This is a genomic window from Sphingomonas sp. GW821-FHT10C01 (assembly GCF_059415525.1).
The window spans coordinates 382,270-402,498 of the sequence record NZ_JBWKNK010000001.1 but is presented as its reverse complement, the minus strand read 5'-3'; the positions used below and the strand labels follow the sequence as shown (position 1 = coordinate 402,498).

At 66.8% G+C, this 20,229-nt stretch carries 18 protein-coding genes; 8 read left to right on the top strand and 10 right to left on the bottom strand.

Annotated features, from left to right (window positions below):
* Positions 1–123 precede the first annotated feature (123 nt).
* The 4 genes from AC07M1_RS02090 to AC07M1_RS02075 are packed head-to-tail and all read left to right on the top strand — an operon-like array spanning position 124 to position 6,408.
* A complete protein-coding gene (locus tag AC07M1_RS02090) occupies positions 124–873 on the top strand; it encodes an ImuA family protein (RefSeq protein ID WP_495160912.1) in 750 nt (249 codons plus the stop codon).
* Complete coding sequence (locus AC07M1_RS02085; protein WP_495160911.1) at positions 788–2,503, top strand: Y-family DNA polymerase; 1,716 nt, start codon at positions 788–790, stop codon at positions 2,501–2,503. The genes AC07M1_RS02090 and AC07M1_RS02085 overlap by 86 nt, the downstream gene beginning before the upstream one ends.
* A complete protein-coding gene (locus AC07M1_RS02080) occupies positions 2,500–5,841 on the top strand; it encodes an error-prone DNA polymerase (RefSeq protein WP_495160910.1) in 3,342 nt (1,113 codons plus the stop codon). The genes AC07M1_RS02085 and AC07M1_RS02080 overlap by 4 nt, the downstream gene beginning before the upstream one ends.
* Positions 5,842–5,856: 15 nt before the next feature.
* On the top strand, positions 5,857–6,408 hold the full coding sequence (locus tag AC07M1_RS02075; protein WP_495160909.1) for a 2'-5' RNA ligase family protein: 552 nt from the start codon (positions 5,857–5,859) through the stop codon (positions 6,406–6,408).
* 4 nt (positions 6,409–6,412) lie between these two features.
* Here the strand turns inward: AC07M1_RS02075 and AC07M1_RS02070 are convergent, their stop codons facing one another.
* Both AC07M1_RS02070 and AC07M1_RS02065 read right to left on the bottom strand, forming a co-directional pair.
* Positions 6,413–6,979, bottom strand: coding sequence for a methylated-DNA--[protein]-cysteine S-methyltransferase (locus AC07M1_RS02070; protein ID WP_495160908.1), 567 nt, complete (start codon positions 6,977–6,979; stop codon positions 6,413–6,415).
* Between the two features lie 36 nt (positions 6,980–7,015).
* Positions 7,016–8,020 (bottom strand): fumarylacetoacetate hydrolase family protein, encoded by a 1,005-nt coding sequence (locus AC07M1_RS02065; RefSeq protein WP_495160907.1) that lies wholly within the window; start codon positions 8,018–8,020, stop codon positions 7,016–7,018.
* Positions 8,021–8,314: 294 nt separating this feature from the next.
* Here AC07M1_RS02065 and AC07M1_RS02060 point away from each other — a divergent pair, with 294 nt between their 5' ends.
* On the top strand, positions 8,315–9,604 hold the full coding sequence (locus AC07M1_RS02060) for an adenylosuccinate synthase (protein ID WP_495160906.1): 1,290 nt from the start codon (positions 8,315–8,317) through the stop codon (positions 9,602–9,604).
* Between the two features lie 63 nt (positions 9,605–9,667).
* Here AC07M1_RS02060 and AC07M1_RS02055 read toward each other — a convergent pair whose 3' ends face one another.
* The 8 genes from AC07M1_RS02055 to AC07M1_RS02020 all read right to left on the bottom strand — a co-directional run bounded on the left by AC07M1_RS02055 (position 9,668) and on the right by AC07M1_RS02020 (position 17,816).
* Entirely contained in the window at positions 9,668–9,907 is a 240-nt protein-coding gene (locus AC07M1_RS02055; protein ID WP_495160905.1) for a hypothetical protein, read from the bottom strand.
* Between the two features lie 147 nt (positions 9,908–10,054).
* Positions 10,055–11,125, bottom strand: coding sequence for a chorismate synthase (gene aroC / locus AC07M1_RS02050; protein ID WP_495160904.1), 1,071 nt, complete (start codon positions 11,123–11,125; stop codon positions 10,055–10,057).
* An 84-nt stretch (positions 11,126–11,209) separates the two neighbouring features.
* Complete coding sequence (locus AC07M1_RS02045) at positions 11,210–11,737, bottom strand: GNAT family N-acetyltransferase (RefSeq protein ID WP_495160903.1); 528 nt, start codon at positions 11,735–11,737, stop codon at positions 11,210–11,212.
* On the bottom strand, positions 11,737–12,540 hold the full coding sequence (gene fabI / locus AC07M1_RS02040; protein ID WP_495160902.1) for an enoyl-ACP reductase FabI: 804 nt from the start codon (positions 12,538–12,540) through the stop codon (positions 11,737–11,739). The genes AC07M1_RS02045 and fabI overlap by 1 nt, the downstream gene beginning before the upstream one ends.
* On the bottom strand, positions 12,537–13,478 hold the full coding sequence (locus AC07M1_RS02035; protein ID WP_495160901.1) for a YihY/virulence factor BrkB family protein: 942 nt from the start codon (positions 13,476–13,478) through the stop codon (positions 12,537–12,539). The genes fabI and AC07M1_RS02035 overlap by 4 nt, the downstream gene beginning before the upstream one ends.
* Before the next feature lie 6 nt (positions 13,479–13,484).
* Positions 13,485–14,426: a DnaJ C-terminal domain-containing protein gene (locus AC07M1_RS02030; RefSeq protein WP_495160900.1), complete on the bottom strand. Its 942-nt coding sequence runs from the start codon at positions 14,424–14,426 to the stop codon at positions 13,485–13,487.
* A 34-nt stretch (positions 14,427–14,460) separates the two neighbouring features.
* Positions 14,461–15,387, bottom strand: coding sequence for a transglutaminase family protein (locus AC07M1_RS02025; RefSeq protein ID WP_495160899.1), 927 nt, complete (start codon positions 15,385–15,387; stop codon positions 14,461–14,463).
* Positions 15,387–17,816 (bottom strand): circularly permuted type 2 ATP-grasp protein, encoded by a 2,430-nt coding sequence (locus AC07M1_RS02020; protein WP_495162796.1) that lies wholly within the window; start codon positions 17,814–17,816, stop codon positions 15,387–15,389. Before AC07M1_RS02020 ends, AC07M1_RS02025 begins: the two co-directional genes overlap by 1 nt.
* Before the next feature lie 175 nt (positions 17,817–17,991).
* On the opposite strand from AC07M1_RS02020, the gene AC07M1_RS02015 reads away from it, so the two are divergent.
* The 3 genes from AC07M1_RS02015 (at position 17,992) to AC07M1_RS02005 (ending at position 20,197) form a co-directional block, all read left to right on the top strand.
* A complete protein-coding gene (locus AC07M1_RS02015) occupies positions 17,992–19,512 on the top strand; it encodes a sodium:solute symporter (protein WP_495160898.1) in 1,521 nt (506 codons plus the stop codon).
* Positions 19,513–19,581: 69 nt separating this feature from the next.
* Positions 19,582–19,788 (top strand): helix-turn-helix transcriptional regulator, encoded by a 207-nt coding sequence (locus AC07M1_RS02010; protein WP_495160897.1) that lies wholly within the window; start codon positions 19,582–19,584, stop codon positions 19,786–19,788.
* The gene (locus AC07M1_RS02005; protein WP_495160896.1) at positions 19,778–20,197 is read left to right on the top strand and encodes a hypothetical protein; all 420 of its coding nucleotides are present in this window, start codon (positions 19,778–19,780) and stop codon (positions 20,195–20,197) included. The genes AC07M1_RS02010 and AC07M1_RS02005 overlap by 11 nt, the downstream gene beginning before the upstream one ends.
* The last annotated feature ends 32 nt before the right edge of the window (positions 20,198–20,229 follow it).

The following is a 20,229-nucleotide window of genomic DNA, read 5'->3' as shown; positions in this document are numbered from 1 at the left end:
AGGTGGGCATGGTGTGATAGCCGGATGATACGCGCCCCGGTGCCGTTGGCAAGCGGTTGACTCTGCCTACCAATGGAACAAAATAGGAACAACTTGTCCCGAGTCGGAGTCTAGAGGCAGATCATGGCCGATCCCGCCGTCATCAGCCAGTTGCGCGAAACCTTGCGCACCATCGAAGGGAGCGGCTTCCGCCGCCGCCCGGTGCTGCCGTTCGGGCTTGATCGGCTTGACGCGCGGCTCGCCGATGGCGGCCTGCGGCTCGATGCGCTGCACGAGGTGGCGGCGGCGACCCCCGACCCCGGGGACGATGCCGCCGCCACCCTGTTCACCGCCGGCATTGCCGCGCGCGCCTGGGGGCCGGTGCTGTGGGTGGTGCGGCGGCGCGACCTGTTCGCGCCGGGCCTCTATCAGGCCGGGCTGGCGCCCAAGCGCGTCCTCTATGCCGAGGCGGCGGACGACGACGAACTGCTCGCGATCATGGAGGAAGGGCTGCGGCATCGCGGGCTTGGCGCGGTGGTGGGCGAGGCGCGGCGCGTGGGCATGCCCGCGACGCGGCGGCTCCAGCTCGCGGCGGAGGGCGGGCGCACCATCGCGCTGCTGATGAAGCGGCACCCCCGCCAGGCCGGCGATCCGCTGGGTGCACCGTCGGCGGCGGTGACCCGCTGGCGGGTGGCATGTGCCCCGTCGGCGCCGCTGCCGGTGGAGGGCGTGGGCCGGGCGCGCTGGCAGCTCGCCCTTGCGCGGCAAAAAGGGGGCGATCCTTTCGATATTCTAGTGGAGGCATGCGATGAAACGGGTCGCTGCGCTCTACCTGCCCCAATGGCCGATCGAGCGGTTGTGGCGGGGAGAGGCGCATCCCGGCGCGCGGCCTGAAGTCGCGCCCGCTCCTCCTGCGGCACCCGCGGGCCGCCAGCCCGCGCGACATCAGGGCCATTGGCGGCCCGGCGCGCGCTGGGCCGGAGATGAGCGTACGGCGATGCCCGCGCTCGCTTGCCTTGAGGGCCGGGCACCGCGCCTGACCTCGATCCGCAACGGCAGCCGGATCGAAATCGCCGCCGCGTGCCCGCTGGCGCTGGCGCTGGGTCTGCGGCCCGGAATGGCGGTAACGCAGGCGCGCGCGCAGGTGCGCGGACTCGACATCCGCCCCGCCGACCCCGAGGGCGATCTTGCCGCGCTGCACCGCCTCGCCATTCTCGCCGCGCGACGCTGGTCGCCGCTGACGGCATTGTCGGGCACCGACGGACTGGTCCTCGACATCACCGGCACCGCGCATCTGTTCGGCGGCGAAGAGAGGATGGCGCACCGCGTCGTCCGCCTCCTCGCCCGCGCCGGCTTCACAGTCCACTTCGCGATCGCCGATACGGTGGGTGCGGCATGGGCATTGGTACGCCATGCCGGTGCATGCGTGACGATTTGTCCACCGAACGAGCAGGCGTCGGCGCTCGCCAACCTGCCCACCACCGCGTTACGGATCGATACGGCGGCGATCGAGCTGCTCAAGCGCTTGGGCGTCGATGACATCGGTCAGCTGTTGGCGATGCCGCGCGGTCCCCTGGTTCGCCGCTTCGGCGCGGTAAGCGCCTTACGGCTCGATCAGGCACTGGGCGCCATGCCCGAGCCGCTCGATCCGGTGATCCCGCCGGAGACGGTTGTCGTCCGCCAGCGCTTTGCCGAGCCGATCGCGACGGCCGAGGCGATCGAGCATTGGCTGGGCGAGCTGGTCCCGGTCCTCACAACCGCGCTCGAACGCGAGGGGCTGGGCGTTCGGGCGCTGGAATGCATCGCCGACCGGGTCGATGGCGTTCCCCAGTGCATCCGCATCGGCCTTGCCCGGCCAAGTCGCGATCCCGCGCACCTGCTCCGCCTGCTCAAGCGCCGGATCGAGGATGTCGAACCGGGATATGGCATCGACGCGATCGCCCTCCATGTCCGCCGCGCCGCGCCGCTGGGGCCCGAACCCGTGACCGAACGGCTCGACGAAGATGCGGCACCCGACATCGCCACGCTAGTCGATACGCTGGCAACGCGGATCGGCCTCAGGCGCATGTGGCGGATGCGCGCCGTGGAAAGCGACGTGCCCGAGCGCACGGCGGCGCCGATGGCGGTGCTCGACCCACCCAAGCGCGGTGGCTCGCGGCCCAGGATCGACGATGTCGGCCAACTCGACCGCAGTCCCGCGCTTCACCCCTGGCACCCCGAATGGCCCAAGCCCGCCCGGCTGCTCCACCGGCCCGAACGGCTCGACCATGTCATCGCCGAGCTACCCGATCATGCACCACGCCGCTTCACCTGGCGTGGTCAGATGCACCAGGTGATCTGCGCCGACGGGCCCGAGCGCATTCATGGCGAATGGTGGAGGCACAGCGCCGAAGCCGAACAAGTCCGCGATTACTTCCGTGTCGAGGACGAGGCCGGTCACCGCTACTGGCTGTTCCGCCGCGGCGATGGCGAGCGGACCGCGACCGGCGACTTGAGCTGGTATCTCCATGGGGTGTTCGGATGAGTTACGCCGAACTCCAGGTCACGACCCATTATTCATTCCTGCGCGGCGCCTCTTCGCCCGAGGATCTGTTCCGGCAGGCGGCACTGCTGGGCCTGCCCGCGCTCGGCATCGTCGACCGCAATTCGGTTGGCGGCGTCGTGCGCGCGCTGGTCGCGACCGAGCAGCTTGCGGCGCTCAGCGTCCCGATCCGGATGATCGCGGGGTGCCGGCTCGACCTGACCGACGGCAGCGCTGTGCTGGTCTGGCCCGAGGATCGTGCCGCCTGGTCACGGCTCACCAGCCTGCTCACGCGGGGCAAGGCGCGTGCCGATGCGCAGCGGGGCGAGAAGGGGCAATGTTTCCTGCATTGGGAAGATATCGTCGAAGCGGCGGAGGGACTGGTCGGTGCGCTGGTACCCGGCATCGCCGATCCGGGCGACCCGCAGGCGCTGCGCTGGATGGCGGATGTATTCGGGGATCGCGGCCATGTCTGCCTCACCCAGCATCGCCGACCGGGCGACGCGGCGCGACTGCACCAGCTCGATACCGCGGCCCGGCGCTTTGGGCTGACCCCGCTCGCGACCGGCGACGTGCTCTATGCGACGCCCGACCGGCGCCTGTTGCAGGACGTGGTCACCGCGATCCGCGAGAAGTGCACGATCGACGAACTCGGCTTTCGTCGTGAGCGCAGCGCCGACCGGCATCTCAAGTCGCCGCAGGACATGGCACGGCGTTTCCGCGAGCATCCCGAGGCACTGCGCGCATCGCTCGCGATCGCCGAGCGATGCACCTTCTCGCTGCGCGATCTTCAGCACCAATACCCCGAGGAATATGTCATTCCCGGCCGCACCGCGCAGGAAGCGCTGAGCACGCTCGCCTGGAACGGTCTGAGACAGCGGTTCGGCGGCACCCCGTCCGAAGCGCATCAGAAGCTGTTGAGGCACGAACTCGGGCTGGTCGAGCAGATGGGCTACGCGCCCTATTTCCTCACGGTCAATTCGATCGTGCAGTTTGCACTCAGCCAGCAGATCCTGTGCCAGGGACGTGGCAGCGCGGCCAATTCGGTGATCTGCTTCGCGCTCGGCGTCACCTCGATCGACCCGATCGAGCATCAGTTGCTGTTCGAGCGCTTCATCTCGACCGAACGCAAGGAGCCGCCCGACATCGATGTCGATTTCGAGCATGAGCGGCGCGAGGAGGTGATCCAGTGGATTTATGAGAGCTATGGTCACGACCATGCCGCGCTGACCGCGGTGGTCAGCCGGTTCCGGTCGCGCGGCGCTCTGCGCGAAGTCGGCAAGGTGATGGGCCTGCCCGAGGACCTGACCGCCGCGCTCTCAAGCCAGGTGTGGGGCTGGTCCAACGATGTCGACGACAAGCATGCCGACGCGCTCAACCTCGACCGCAACGACCCGCGCCTCGCTTTGACGCTTAAGCTGGCGCGCCAGCTGATCGGCACGCCGCGCCATTTGTCGCAGCACCCCGGCGGCTTCGTGCTGACCCGCGACAAACTCCACGACCTGATCCCGGTCGAGCCCGCCGCAATGGTCGACCGCCGCGTGGTCGAATGGGAGAAGCTCGACATCGAGGAACTAGGTTTCATGAAGGTCGATATCCTCGGCCTCGGCATGCTCGGTTGCATGCGGCGTACGTTCGACCTGCTCGCACAACACAAGGGAATCCATCTCACCCTCGCCGCGCCGCTGATGCAGAAGGACGACGGCCCCACTTTCGAAATGATCCGGCAGGCGGACACGCTGGGCGTGTTCCAGATCGAAAGCCGCGCGCAGATGTCGATGTTGCCGCGGATGAAGCCGGTCAATTTCTACGACATCGCGATCCAGGTCGCGATCGTCCGGCCCGGCCCAATCCAGGGCAACATGGTCCACCCCTATCTCAAGCGCCGGCAGAACCCCGATCTGGTCGACTATCCAACACCGAAGCTGAAGGCCGTGCTGAAAAAGACACTGGGCGTGCCGCTGTTCCAGGAACAGGCGATGCAGGTCGCGATCGTCGGCGCCGACTTCACCCCGACCGAAGCCGACCGCCTGCGCCGGGCAATGGCGACCTTCAAGTCGAGTGGTGACATCGGCGAATTCGGACCCAAGCTGATCGCCGGGATGCGCAAGAACGGCATCAGCCAGGAATTCGCCGAGCGGATGGTCGAGCAAATCAAGGGGTTCAGCAACTACGGTTTCCCTGAGAGCCATGCCGCCAGCTTCGCCAAGATCGCCTACGCTTCGTCCTGGATGAAATGCCATCATCCGGATGTGTTCTGCACCGCATTGCTCAACGCGCAGCCGATGGGTTTCTACGCGCCGGCACAGCTGATCCGTGACGCCCGCAATCATGGAGTCGAAGCGCGACCAGTATGCATCGTCGACAGCGACTGGGACACGCGCATCGTGCCAGAGGGGCCGAACATGCGCGAGCGGGATGCGCGCTTCTGCGGTACAGCCGAAGACTGGGCGGGGATGCAGCCGATCCGCCTGGGCATGCGGATCGTGCAGGGATTGTCGCAGGACGACGTCGCGGAAATCCTGAAAGCGCGGAGGCAGTCGCCTTTTACTTCAATCGAGGATGTCTGGCGCCGTTCGGGCGTGAAGCCCACCGCGCTGGAAAAGCTAGCGCGCGGCGACGCGTTCCAGGCGCTAGGCCTCAACCGGCGGCAGGCGCTGTGGGCGATCAAGGGACTGGGTCACAAGCCGCTCGACCTGTTCACCGCCGCCGATGCGCGCGAGGGGCAGACGGTTGCCGAAAGCGCCGAGCCGCACGTAGCGCTGGTGCCGCTCACTGCGGGGCGCGAGGTGGTGGAGGATTATCGCGCCACTCAGCTCTCGCTGCGCGCCCATCCACTGTCCTTTCTGCGCGATCGCCTTGCCGCACGGGGAATCACAAAGAGCGCGGACTTGATCCGCATGAAAGACGGTGCGCGCGTCGAGGTCGCCGGGCTGATCCTGGTGCGTCAGCGCCCCGGCACCGCCAGCGGGATCGTGTTCGTGACACTGGAGGACGAGACCGGCATCGCCAATGTTGTGCTGTGGGGCAACCGGTTCGAAGCCAACCGGCGCACGGTGATGTCGGCGACGATGCTCTCGATCCGTGGCCGCGTGCAACGCGAGGGGATTGTCATCCACGTCATCGCCGACACGATCACCGACCTGACCGGCATGCTGCGGGAGGTCGGCGACCTCGACCTGCCGCATGCCGCCATGCCCGGCGACGGCGCGACGCATGGCGGTACGATCGACCCACGAGACCGGCTGCTGCCGTGTCAACGCCCCGCCGACAGCTGGCCGCCGCGGCGCAGCCTCAAAGCGCCGGATCTGATTCCGGTGAAGTCGCGGGATTTCCACTAGGAGTAACAAACAATGATGATCCCCAGTGTTCAGGGCTTCCTGTCCCATCAGTCACGGCAGAATGATGATCAACTGCTCTATCTGATGCTGAAACCCACCCCGGAGCAGGCCGCGGCGATGGACCGCTTGCGAGCCCAATATGATCTCTCTCGCAGCTATGCCGTCGAGCGTTTCCACATCACGTTACTGCCATTCGGGGATATCCGAATGCGCTCACAAGACGATCTCATGTGCATATGTCATGCGATGGCATCGCTGCAGGCAGAGCCCTTCGATGTGACGCTCAACCGGATCAGCGGCAATGTACTCGTCGGCAACAGGATGCGAGCGCTACGCGACTTCCAGCGCGCGTTGCTGGCCCCGCTGAATGCCTTCGGGATCGACATCGACTATACATTCGAGCCGCATGCGTCGCTTACCTATCAATCCTGGAAACGGCGCAACATCCCCGTGCCTCCGATCAGCTGGCGCGCCGAGCAGTTCCTACTGATCGAAAGCGGCAACGGACGGCATGTTGAGCATGGCCGCTGGCCACTAATCGCGCGGCAGGGGGTGTTCGACTTCTGATCGCCTAGAAGCCCAGCCCCAGCTGAGGCATATCGCGGATGACGACGCCGTCCCTGACCTCAACCCCCTCGAGTCCGAGCATGCGCGCCTTGGACAGGGCGCCGCCCGGTGCCGAGAAGCCGCCAATCTTACCATTCGCGGCGGTCACGCGGTGACAGGGGATGATCAGCGGCACCGGGTTGGACGCCATCGCCTGTCCGACATCACGGGCGAATTCCGGACCCACCTCCAATGCCTTGGCGATCGTGCCATAAGTCGCCGTCTCGCCCCAGCCGAGCTGGCGCACGAGCCCATAGACGCGTTCGAAGAACGGCTCTTGCGCTCCTAGAGCGACGGGCACGCGCGCAAAGTCGACACGCTCCCCGGCAAAATAGCGCCGCGCGTCGCCGATCACGGCCTGCACGGATGCAGGGGGCACCGCCGCCTCCGCACTCGGCAAGCGCCGCAGCAACGACCGTTCCACCTCCCGCGCGGTGTCCGCCGGCAGCCGGAAGCTGTGGATGCCCTTCGCATTCCAGCCGATCGCGGCGAAGCCCGCCACGGTTTCGAACACGGTATAGCCGTCGGTCATGCCGTTGAGATCGGAACGCGGCCCGTCGTTCGCAACCTATCCCCCGACAGTCTGCTCGATCACCCCGAAGATCGGGTGGTGCCTGTCGTCTTCGGCCCAGATGCGGACCGTATCGCCGGCCTTGAGGAACGGGGTCACCGGCGCACCGCCGTTGATCGTCTCGACGGTGCGGACTTCGGCAAGGCACGAATAGCCGACGCCGCCTTCGGCGATGGGCTTGCCCGGGCCGCCATCGGCATCGCGATTGGAGACCGTGCCCGATCCGATGATCGTACCCGCGCCGAGCGCCCGCGTTTTGGCGGCGTGCGCGACCAGCGTGCCGAAGTCGAAGGTCATGTCCTCACCCGCTTCGGCGCGGCCGAAAGGCTTGCCGTTGAGATCGACCATCAGCTTGCGATGGAGCTTGCCGTCGCGCCACCAATCGCCGAGCATATCGGGGGTCACGAACACCGGCGAGAAGGCACTGGCCGGCTTGGACTGGAAGAAACCGAAGCCCTTGGCGAGCTCACCCGGGATCAGGTTGCGCAGGGACACGTCGTTGGTGAGGCCGACCAGCCGGATCGCGGCGAGCGCATCCTCACGGCTGGCGCCCTGCGGCACGTCGGCGGTGACGACCACTACTTCCGCCTCGAGGTCGCAGCCCCAGCTCTCATCTGCGAGCGGGATCGGGTCGCGTGGCCCGAGGAAGCCGTCGCTGCCGCCCTGATACATCAGCGGATCGTGCCAGAAGCTGTCGGGCATTTCCGCGCCGCGCGCCTGACGGACCAGCGCGACATGGTTCACATAGGCCGAACCGTCGGCCCATTGATAGGCGCGCGGCAGCGGCGCGGCGGCATCGCGCTCATGGAACCGCTCACGCGGGATCACTTCATGATCGAGATCGGTGGCGAGGTTGCGCAGATCGCCCTCGAGCCGGTCCCAATTGTCGAGCGCGGCCTGAAGCGTCGGTGCGATATGCCCGGCATCGGCATACCAGGCGAGGTCGTTGGAGACGACAACCAGCTTCCCATCGCGGCCGTGCTTGAGGCTTGCCAGTTTCATTCGTCTCTCCTCGTTTTACGCTCGTTCGATTCTTAGAGGCTCTTTTGAAATTCGCGAAGGCGCGAATTTCAAACAATACCGCCCTCCGCAACCTTTCCACAGATGCTCCGCGTCGCCGGATCCTTGGGCGGGCTGCGGACCGCGCCGAAGGCCCATTCCGGCGAACAGACACGCAACGCCCTTGACGCGAAGGCGCGGGAGGGCCATTGGCGCCCCGCATTTCCGAAAACCCTGGTCGCCGAGTCCTGTCGAAGGGCGACCCTGGGTCTGCCTGGCAGGCGGAGACGTGTATCCATGGCAAATGTCGCAGTGATCGGCGCCCAATGGGGCGATGAGGGCAAGGGCAAGATCGTCGACTGGCTCGCCAGCCGGGCCGATCTGGTCGTCCGTTTCCAGGGCGGGCACAATGCCGGCCACACGCTTGTCGTCGGCGAGAAGGTCTACAAGCTTTCGCTGCTCCCCTCCGGCCTGGTGCGCGGGACGCTGTCGGCGATCGGCAACGGTGTCGTGTTCGACCCGTGGCATTTCCGCGACGAGATCGCCCGCCTGCGCGAGCAGGGCGTCGAGATCACGCCCGGAACGCTTCAGGTCGCAGAGACCGCGCCGCTGATCCTGCCCATCCATCGCGATCTCGACGCCCTGCGCGAGGACGCGTCGGGCGCGGGCAAGATCGGCACCACCCGCCGTGGCATCGGCCCGGCGTACGAAGATAAGGTCGGGCGCCGCGCGATCCGCGTGTGCGACCTGGCTCATCTCGACGATCTCGACGCGCAGCTCGATCGCCTGTGCGCGCATCACGACGCGCTGCGCGCCGGCTTCGGCGAGCCGCCGATCGATCGCGCGCGCCTGCTCGAAGAACTGCGCGAGATCGCGCCGTCGGTCCTGCCCTATGCCGCGCCGGTGTGGCTGACGCTCAAGAACGCCAAGGAAGCGGGCAAGCGCATCCTGTTCGAGGGCGCGCAGGGCGTGCTGCTCGACGTCGATCACGGCACCTATCCGTTCGTCACCTCGTCCAACACGGTGAGCGGCGCCGCCGCCTCCGGCTCGGGCCTTGGGCCGGGGTCGGTCGGCTTCGTGCTGGGCATCGTCAAGGCCTACACGACGCGCGTCGGTTCGGGCCCGTTCCCGAGCGAGCAGGATAACGAAGTCGGTGAGCTGCTCGGCACGCGCGGGCGCGAGTTTGGTGTGGTCACCGGGCGCAAGCGCCGCTGCGGCTGGTTCGACGCCGTGCTCGTGCGCCAGTCGGTCGCGGTGAGCGGTGTCACCGGCATCGCGCTGACCAAGCTCGACATCCTCGACGGGATGGAGAATTTGCGCATCTGCATCGGCTACAAGGTCGGCGACAAGCATTACGACTATCTGCCGCCTAGTCCGCAGGATCAGGCTCGCGCCGAAGCGGTGTATGAAGAGTTCGAAGGCTGGAGCGAATCGACCGCGGGCGCGCGTAGCTGGGCACAGCTGCCGGCGCAGGCGATCAAATATATCCGCCGGATCGAGGAACTGATCGGCTGCCCGGTTGCGCTGGTTTCGACCAGCCCGGAGCGTGAGGACACAATCCTGGTCCGCGATCCCTTCGCGGACTGATCCCGACGCAATCGACGTCCCGGGCGCAGCCGGATTGCTGCGCCCGAAACGACGAGAATCACCTTAGTAGAAGGTCGAATTCGGCTCCGGCGCCGTTTCGGTGCCGTTGTTGGTCGGATCGCTACTCGGCTCGACATCGGTCGTGTTCGACTGAGTCTCGGGTGCCGTGGTGTCGGGTGCGGGCGTGGCCTGGTTCGCAACCTCGTTCTGCGCCGGCGGCTCGGTCTGGCCCGGGGCGATATGGGCGAGTGCGGCGGTGGAACCGCACAGAAGAAGAAGGCTGGCGAGCGTCTTATGGCGCATGGGATACTCCTGTTTACGTGGCACAGGAGAAACGCGGCGGCGCGGATCAGGTCCCGAAGACGCGCTTCGCCCTGTCGCCGCTGAATCCCGTTCCGTCCGCGGAACGCACCGCGGGCGGGACGAAGCGATTGATCGGGATCGGGAAAATCAGCCGATCTGGGCGCGATGCAGCAATTTCTGGTCGGCGAGCACCAGGGCCATCATCGCCTCGACCACCGGAACGCCGCGGATACCGACGCACGGATCGTGCCGGCCCTTGGTGCGGATTTGCGTCGCGTCGCCTTCCCTGGTGATGGTTTCCACGGGCGTCAGGATCGAGCTGGTCGGCTTGAACGCCACCCGGACGCGCACCGGCTGGCCAGTCGCGATACCGCCGGCGATCCCGCCCGCATGGTTGGCGAGGAACACCGGCGCGCCGTCATTGCCCGGCCGCATCGGATCGGCATTGGCCTCTCCGCTCAGCGCCGCCGCCGCGAAGCCGTCGCCGATTTCGACACCCTTGACCGCGTTGATGCTCATCATCGCCGCGGCGAGTTCGCTGTCGAGCTTGGCGTAGAGCGGCGCCCCCCAGCCAGCGGGCACGCCGGTCGCCTCGCACGCGATCACGGCACCGATCGACGAGCCTGCCTTGCGCGCGTCGTCGACCAGCCTTTCCCAGCGTCGCGCGGCGTCGGGATCGGGGCAGAAAAAGGGGTTGTTGCTGATTTCCGCTGCATCGAACTTCGCATAGTCGATCGCGTCGCCACCGATCGCCTCGACCCAGGCAAGGATCGACACGTCAGGGATCACCGCGCGTGCCACCGCACCCGCCGCGACCCGGCTCGCGGTCTCGCGCGCCGAGGAGCGCCCGCCGCCGCGATAATCGCGAAAGCCGTATTTGGCGTCATAGGCATAGTCGGCATGGCCCGGGCGATAGGCCTGGGCGACTTCGGAGTAATCCTTCGAGCGCTGGTCGACATTCTCGATCATCAGGCTGATCGGGGTGCCGGTGGTCTTCCCCTCGAACACGCCTGAGAGGATGCGGACCTGATCCGGCTCCTGCCGCTGGGTGGTGAAGCGCGACTGGCCCGGACGGCGCTTGTCGAGGAAAGGCTGGATATCGGCTTCGGACAGCGCCAGCCCCGGTGGGCAGCCGTCGACCACCGCGCCGATCGCGGGACCATGGCTCTCCCCCCAGGTGGTGAAGCGGAAGACGCGGCCGAAGGTGTTGAAGCTCATGGCGCCATCTCCTTGCCCATGTCGCCGCGATTTGAAAGCAAGAAGGATCGACGGTCCGCCATAGCGCGCAGCGCGACGGCCCCGTCAGCCATCCTGCCCCAGCGCCGCGAATGCCGTCGCGTGGTTCGCCTCCCCACGCACGCCACACGGAACCTTCCCGTCCTGCAAGGCCAGCGCCATCAGATACTCGCCAGCATAGGGCGAAGCGAAGCCGCGCGCGAGATCGGCCGCATAGCCGAACCGGCCATAATAGGCAGGGTCGCCAAGCACGAAGCTGATCAGATAGCCGGCATCTGCAAGGTGCTGGTGCCCGGCGGCGATCAGCGCCTCCGCCACGCCCTGGCGGCGATAGGCCGCCTCGACCGCGACCGGCGCCAGCGCCACCGCGGCGAGCGGCTGGTCGTTCACATGGACATCCATGCGGCTGAACGCGACCATGCCCGCGAGCGCACCGGTCTCCTCGTCATCCGCGACCAGGGTCAGCACCATATCGCCGTCGATGCACAGCCGCTGGACCAGCAGCGCCTCGTCCGGCGCCGGGAAGCTGCGGCGCAGCAACGCGTCGATCGCCGCGACATCGCCGCCGGTCGCCGGGCGGATCGCAATCGTCATCAGACCAAAGCGATGTCCGGGGCGTCCTCGGCCTTCATGCCGACGACGTGATAGCCGGCGTCGACATGATGAGTCTCGCCGGTGGTGCCGCTCGACAGGTCGGACAGGAAGTAGAGGCCCGCGCCGCCGACATCCTCGATCGTGACATTGCGCTTGAGTGGCGCGTTGAGCTCGTTCCACTTCAGGATCAGGCGGAAGTCGCCGATGCCCGATGCCGCGAGCGTCTTGATCGGCCCGGCGCTGATCGCGTTGACGCGGATATTCTGCCCGCCGAGATCGACCGCGAGATACTGGACGCTGGTCTCCAGCGCCGCCTTGGCCACGCCCATCACGTTATAGTGCGGAATTACCTTCTCCGCGCCATAATAGCTGAGCGTCAGCAGGGAGCCGCCATCGGGCATCATCGCCTGCGCGCGCTTCGCCACCGCTACGAACGAATAGACGCTGATGTTCATCGTCATCAGGAAATTGTCGAGGCTGGTGTCGACATAGCCGCCGCGCAACTCGTTCTTGTCGGAGAAGCCGATCGCATGGACGACGAAGTCGATCGTCGGCCAGCGCGCGGCGAGCGTCTCGAACGCGGTGTCGAGCGCGGCCATGTCACTCACATCGCAGTCGATCAGGAAATCGCTGCCCAGCTCTTCCGCCAGCGGGCGCACACGCTTCTCCAGCGCTTCGCCCTGATAGCTGAACGCCAGTTCCGCGCCATGCTCGCGCAGCTTCTTCGCAATCCCCCAGGCGAGCGAGCGATCATTGGCTAGGCCCATGATGAGCCCGCGCTTGCCCTGCATCAATCCGGTCACGTCTTACCCTCCGGTCTTTCTTGCGGTCCCTGTAACCCGTTCTCTGGCGTTTCCGCCAGCGCGGCGTTGAGCTCGGCGCCGATAACGACGCCGAAGCCGATCAGAAAGAAAAAGATCAGCGCCACCATCACCCCGGCCAGGCTGCCATAGGTCAGGCCATAGCCGCCAAATGCGCCGATCACATGCGGCAGCGCCGCGGTGCACGCGATCCACCACACCGTCACGAACAGCGGCCCCGGCCATTTGGGGCATTTCGACTGGCGGTAACGTATCGGCGTGAGCGTGTAGAAGAGAATGTAGAGCGCGCCGTACAATGCGATCGCGGGCGCGATCTTGGTCACCGAGATGATGCGCTGCGCATCGGAAGCGAACGGGATCACGCGCCAGATGAACTGTTCGGCACCGATCAGCAGCACCTGGAAGCTGAACGCCATCATCGCCAGGATCACCGATCCGATCACCATCCCGATCGCGCCGAGTTTCAGCCGCCAGAAGGGCGTGCCCGACTGAACGCCATAGGCCTGGCGCAGAATAGCACGGACGGTCTCGATGAAGCCCGATGTGGTCCACAACCCCACCAGCGCACCCAGCCACAATAGCGACCCCGACCGCGCCTCCAGCACCTCGAGGATCGCGGGGCGGAGCAGCGCACCGACCTCGGGCGGAAGGGTCTGGAGGAACGCCCCCACCGCCTGAAGCCCGTCGCCGGTCCGCCCGACCAGTCGGGCGATCGCGGTCGCGACGATGAAGAAGGGAAAGAGCGTGACGAGGCTGAGGTAAGCGAGGTTGCCGGCATGGGTGAAACCGTCGGTATAGGCGCCGACCACCACACGCTTGATCACCTCAACCACCCGGTCGGTGACGCCCAGATCCGCCAGATGCCTGTGAAACCCGCGACGGCGGGCTTCAGGCGATTCGGGGGAGATGGGCTCGCTCACCGGCGCTCAGACGCCCAGTCGTGCGCGCGGATTTTCCTCCACGCCCCACTCGGCGACGAAGGCGGCGAGCTTGGCATCGTGCGCCGGAATCTCGATCATCAGCGACACCAGCAGGTCGCCGCGCGCACTTTTGCCGTGGAAGCCACGCCCCTTGAGGCGCAGCGTCTTGCCCGAGCTCGATCCGGCGGGAACCTTGAGGTTCACCGCGCCCTCAGGCGTCGGCACGCGCACCGCCGCTCCCTCGACCGCTTCCTTGAGCGTGATCGGCAAATCGAGACGGATATGGTCGCCGTCGCGGGTATAGAAACGGTGCGGCTCGATCTCGATCGTCACGATCGCGTCGCCATTGCCGCCAGGCCCAGCATCGCCCTTACCGCCCAGCCGCATCTGCGTGCCCGTCTCGACCCCCTTGGGGAGCTTCAAGTCGATCGTCGCGCCATCGCGCAGCTGGATGCGCTGAGGCTTCAGCGCTGCCGCATCCTCGAACGGCACGCGTAAACGATAGGCGACGTTCGCGCCCTTGGCCGGCGGCGGGCGGCGACCGAAGCCGCTCGAAAAGCCGCCGCCCTGACCGCCAGCGCGGCCGCCGAACAATCCTTCGAAGATATCGCCGATATCGGGGTCGCCACCGCCGCCGCCAAAGTCGAACCCACCGCCGCCGGGACGGAAGCCGCCCTGGGGGCCGCCGCGCGCGCCGGCGAACCCGGCGCCGAACGGCGAGGTCGGGTTGCCGTCGCCGTCGATCTCGCCACGGTCGAAGCGTGCGCGCTTGTCCTTGTCACTCAGCAGCTCATAGGCCTGGGCCACCGTGCCGAATTTCTCGGCGGCCTTGGGATTGTCGCGGTTGCGGTCGGGATGCAGCTCCTTGGCGAGCTTGCGATAGGCCTTCTTGATCTCGTCCTCGCTGGCCCCGCGCGAGACTCCCAGGGTTGCGTAAGGATCGGCCACTAATAGTCCCCGTTTCGTCTTCTTCTTGAGCGTATTACCCCGCTACATCGGCTTCCGACGCGCCGGTTGCAAGTGACGCGGCGTCATCCAGCGGCTCGACATCGACCGAAACCCGCATGTCCTGCGCGCCATAGCCCAGAATGATGCCATCGATCGGCGCGATATCGGCATAGTCGCGCCCAATCGCGATGATGACGTGATCGCTCGCCATCCAGATGCCGTTGGTGGGATCGAACCCGACCCAGCCGCGCTCAGGGCCGCACCACAGCAAAACCCAGGCATGTGTCGCGTCCGCCCCCACCAGCCGGGGCTGTCCGGGCGGCGGAAGCGTGCGCAAATAACCCGAGGCATAGGCGGCAGGCAGCCCGGCGGCGCGCAGGCCGGAGATCATGATCTGCGCGAAATCCTGGCACACGCCGCCGCGCTTCACGAACGCCTCATGCGGCGGGGTGTCGACCAGCGTCGCGGCGGGGTCGAACTCGAACTCCGCCTGGATACGCCGCGCCAACGCGATCCCCGCTTCCAGCGCGCCGCGACCCGGATCGAGATCCTGCGCGCACCAGGCGGCAATATCTGGGTCGAGCGGGATCCGCGACGAAGGAAAGAGATAGGATGCGGGACTTGCAGGACCCGCGTCGCGACTTTCACGAGCCAGCGCAGCAACCTGCGCCAACGTCGGATCACCCGTCGCGGGCTGAGGCACGGGGCGATCGACAGTGATGCGGCACCGGCTTTCGATCGTCAGGCTGTTCGCTGCCTGGTCGATCACCAGCCGCACGACATTGGCAAGGCCAGCCTCAGCCCGCGCCGGCGCGGTACGCCCCCCCGGCTCCACGCTGAGGGTGTAGTCGTGCAGCTGCTGGCCGGACCACTGGATCGGCTTGAGCCGCAAATTGCAGCGCGCGAAGCCCACGGGCTCGGCATAGTCGAAGCGGGTGACATGGCGGATCGCGTAAAGCATCAGGCGAGAACAAGGCCGGCGGCGCGGAGCGGTTCGGCCCCCTGCAGGAAATAGCGGCGCGCGATCGCGTCAGAGAGCGATGCGAGCCGATTGCCGATCTCGATCAGCTTCGCTTCGTCCAGATCCGACGCCTGGGTGATCGAGACGATCGCGGAGAGCGCCGCCGCCTGTGCCTGTTGCGGCTCCGCCAGCCCGTCGTCCGACAGTACCGGAAGCTTCTCGAGATGATCGGCGATCGCCGAAACCTGATAGGCAATGCCCCGCGGATTGCCCGGGTCGAGCGCGACGAGATCGAGCACCGGCACCCGCGCTATCCCCGTCAGGTAACGCTGGCGATAGCTGATCTGGCTGTCGGCAAGGTCGAGAAGGGTGGAAAGGTCGTCGCTGGTCGCCTGCGGCTGACCGAAGGCGTGGATCGCCCGGATCGCCGCCATCGCCCGCTCCACCCGGCGGCCCATGTCGTGGAAGCGCCACGCATCGGTACGACCGAGATGCTCGGCGCCCAGCCCGGCGAGCGCATAGTAACGCCGCTGCGCCGAACCCGCCCGGTCGAGCGCACCGCCCTTCATCGGAAAGGGCGCGTCGAGCAGACGGATCATGTCCGCCGACAGTCGGTCGCGGCTGATCGCACCGATCCCGCGCGCCTGACGGTTGATCGCGCGCACGCTGAACCAGCCGTCGCTCGCGTCCATAGCCGCGCGCGCGAAATGGCTGAGGTCGGCACGGTTGAGGCTGGATGGCGCGGGTGCCGCCCCCGCATGCACGACGATGTCCACGAGCTGCCGCACCGTCTCCACCGACAGCGCCGCCCCGGTATCGGCGCTGATCGAATGACCGAGCAGCGACCGAATCACGCCCAGCAGCGCTTCGCCGCGCTCCAGATAGCGGCCGAGCCAGAAGAGATTATCGGCGACGCGGCTCGGCAACGTCCCGGGATTGCGGCGCAGCTGGGTCGTGTCGTCGGAGGCCAGCAGCGTGACCGGAGCCACCGGTTCAGGGCCATGGATCACCACGTCCGCCGACCAGCTGCCTTCGCCCATCACCGCAGCGCGCTCATCGGCATGTTCGCCGATCTGCGCGAAACCGCCCGGCAGAACGCTCCACCCGCCATCGGGCCGCCGCGCCGCGAACACGCGCAGCGTAAACGGACGCGCGGCCAATCCGTTGTCGCCCACCACCGGCATGGTCGAAAGCCGCACCACCTCACGCCCGACATAGTCTTGCGGCCGCCGCTCGAAATCGGCGAGCAATGCGGCACGCTGCGCAGTGGTCAGATCGGAGCCCAGCACCGCCGTGCCGTCTGCCAGCACATTGGTGGCGACGCCGAATGCCGGCGCGATCAGCATATTGTCGAGATCACCCGCCACCTCGGCACGCTCGCGTTCCTGCCCGCACCACCAGGTCGCGATATTGGCAAGCTTCAATTGCTCACCGGTCAACCGGGTGCACAGTCGCGGCAGGAAAGCAGCAAAGGCGGGCGCCTCGAGCATCCCGGCACCGGGCGAGTTGGTCACCACCACTTCGTCCGCCGCCATCGCATCGACCAGCCCCGCCACGCCGACCCCCGAATGCGAATCGAAGGCGAGCGGGTCGATCATCCGCGGATCGATCCGGTGCCACAGCGCATCGACCCGCTTGAGGCCGGCGATCGTGCGCAAATAGACGCGGTCGTCGAGCACCGCGAGATCGCCGCCCTCGACCAGCGGAAAGCCCAGATAGCGCGCGAGATGCGCCTGCTCGGCATAGCTGGGCGTGAAGCGGCCAGGGGTGAGCAGCACGATTCGCGGCTCCGCACGGCGGCAGCGCGCGGACAATCCATCGCGGAACGCGGCGAAGAATGGCGCCTGCCGCTCGATATTGAGCCGAGTCTGCAACCCGCCCAGCATCCGCGACATGGCGAGGCGGTTCTCGAGCGCATAACCCGCCCCCACCGGCGCGCGCAGCTGGTCCGCCAGCACGCGCCACTCACCCGCCGGACCGCGGCACAGATCGACCGCGACGAAGTTGAGATGATAGCCGCCCGGTGGAGTCAGTCCCATCATCGGGCGCAGGAAATTGGGGCTGCCCGTCACCAGCGCGGCAGGGATGTTTCCGTTCGCGATCAGCCTTTGCTCGCCATAGCAATCGGCCAGCACCGCCTCGAGCAGGTCGGCGCGCTGGGCGACCCCGGTGGCGATCCCATCCCATTCGGCACGCGCGATCAGCAGCGGCACCGGCGACAGGGGCCAGGGCCGCTCCTCCCCCTCGCCCGCGATACGGAAACCGGTGCCGATATCCTCCGCATGGCGCTGGGCGCGCTCGCGCGCGCTGACCAGGTCGTCACCGGATCGCCCCGCCAGTTCCTCGAACAGCGCGTTCCAGGCGGGGTCGTCGCGGCCGGCGGCATAGAACATGTCGGTGGCGGGGGTCGCGGCGCGATAGTCCGCCATCCAGCGCGCGGCGATCGTCGCCGCATCCCCCGCGGATGTCGTCGCAGCGCTAGCCAAATCCACCGCCCCTTTCCGCCGCGCGTTGTGAAGCCAATGATATCGCGGCGCAACAAAGATCGGCTTGGCCGGATCACATGCCGGATGACGGCGCGAAAAGCTTTGCTACAACCCTGAAATGAACCCGCAATTCGCTCCGCTCGACTGGCTGGTGGTCGGTCTGTACGTCGCCGTGCTGCTGATCGGTGGCTGGCTGTTCTCGCGCTTCAAGGCGGATGACGCGCGGGACTATTTCCTCGCCGGACGGACGGTGCCAGCCTGGCTCGCGGCGGTATCGGTCCTTTCCGCGACCCAATCGGCGGCCACGTTCCTGGGCGCGCCGGACCAGGGCTATCGCGGCGACTATAGCTATCTCGGCGCAGTGATCGCGCCGGTGCTGGCCGCCTTCTTCGTCGCACATCTGCTGATCCCGCGCTTCTACGCGATGCGCGCGACGACCGTTTACGAACTTCTGGAAGCACGGTTCGACGCGCGCGCCAAACATTGGGCCGGGGGCATGTTCCTGATCGGCCGGGTATTGGCGGGCGGCGCGCGCGTCTATCTGGCAGCGATCGCCATCGCGATGGTCGCGTTCGGCAGCATCGATGCGCAGGCGATCATCCTGTCGGCCGCCGCGGTGATGCTGGTCAGCTTCCTCTTCACTTTCCATGGCGGCCTCAAGTCGGTGATCTGGAACGACCTCATCCAGTTCGTGATCTACACCGGGTCGGCGGTCGCGGTGTTGATCTTCCTGCGTCTGTCGATCCCCGCCACCAACGGCGAGCTGATCGATGCACTGCGCATGACGCCCGAGGGGGTCAACAAGTTGCGGTTGCTCGACTTTTCGACCGACCTGTCGAAGCCCTTCACGGTGCTGGCGATCTTCACCGGGCTGTTCCTGCTCAACGTCGCCAATGCGGGACTGGACCAGGACACGACCCAACGGCTGCTCGCCAGCCCCGACGCGAAGACCGGCGCACGCGGCCTCATTTATTCGCAGCTCGCCAGCATCCCGCTGATCGCGATGTTCGTCACGATCGGCCTGTTGCTCCATGTATTCTACAACCGCCCCGACCTGATGGGTGCCGACAATCAGGCTGCAACCAGCTTCGCGGGCGAGAAGATCACCGTCTTCGTCCACTATATCCTGACACAGGTGCCGCCGGGGCTGCGCGGCCTTGTCACGATCGGCGTGACGGCCGCGGCGGTCGCGACTACCAACTCGGCGCTCAACGCCATGTCCTCGGTGATGATCAGCGACTTCTACAAGCCGTGGCGCGAGCGGCGCGGGGGCGCCGGCGCCAAGCATTATGTCCATGCCGGCCGCTGGGGAATGGCGATCGTCGGCGTCGCCATGTTCGCGATGGCGGTGCTGAGCTTCTACTGGCAACGCTACACGGACATGCCCCTGCTCGAATTCGCGTTGCAGGTGATGGTGTTCGCCTATGCCGGGCTGCTCGGTGTCTATTTCGTCGCTGTATTCACGAATCGCGGCAACAGCGCGTCGGTGATCGCAGGCCTCGGCGCAGGGTTTGTCACGGTGCTACTGCTTCAGCCCTTCATTGCCGGTCCAACCGGACTCGCCTTTCCGTATCAGCTCTGCATCGGGACACTCGTCTCCGCGATCGTCACCGCGATTCCGCGTGTCAGGGGTACTTGACATATGTCACGTATCCATGACATATAGTCAGCTATCGACGACATATCGTCACGGATAACTGACACGGAAATGCAGAACAGGCTGCGAGTACTGCGCGCCGAACGCAATTGGAGCCAGGCGGAGCTTGGCGGCCATCTGGGCGTGTCGCGGCAGGCGGTGAACGCGATCGAGACGGGGAAGTACGATCCCTCGCTCCCGCTCGCCTTCCGCATCGCGCGGCTGTTCGGCCTGACCATCGAGGAGATTTTCGAGGATGGAGACGGTGATGCGGCCTGAATCGCGCGGTATCGTCGCCGCGAAGACGCGTGCGCGGCGGCTTCAGCTGATCATCGTCGCGCTGATGGGCGCCGGGGCTGTGATCGGCTTCTTCTCCGCGATGTTCGAGGTCGATGGCGGCGCATTCATGGAAGGCATCCCGGCCGGCTGGGCGATCGCCGCGTCGGCGATCCTGATCGGCGCGCTCGGCTATGGCGGCTGGCGCTACCATCTCGCCACCGACGAACTCGACCGGCGCGACCATCAATGGGCATCGGTGGCGGCGCTCAACTTCTACATCGGTGGCTATGCCGGCTGGTATCTGTGGTGGCGCGGCGGGCTGGTACCCGAACCGCAGCACCAGACGATCTTCGTCGCGACGATGGCCGCGATGCTGCTGGCCTATGGCTACAAGAAACTGCGGCCCTGACGACCCGTTCAATCCGAATCAACTGGAGGCAA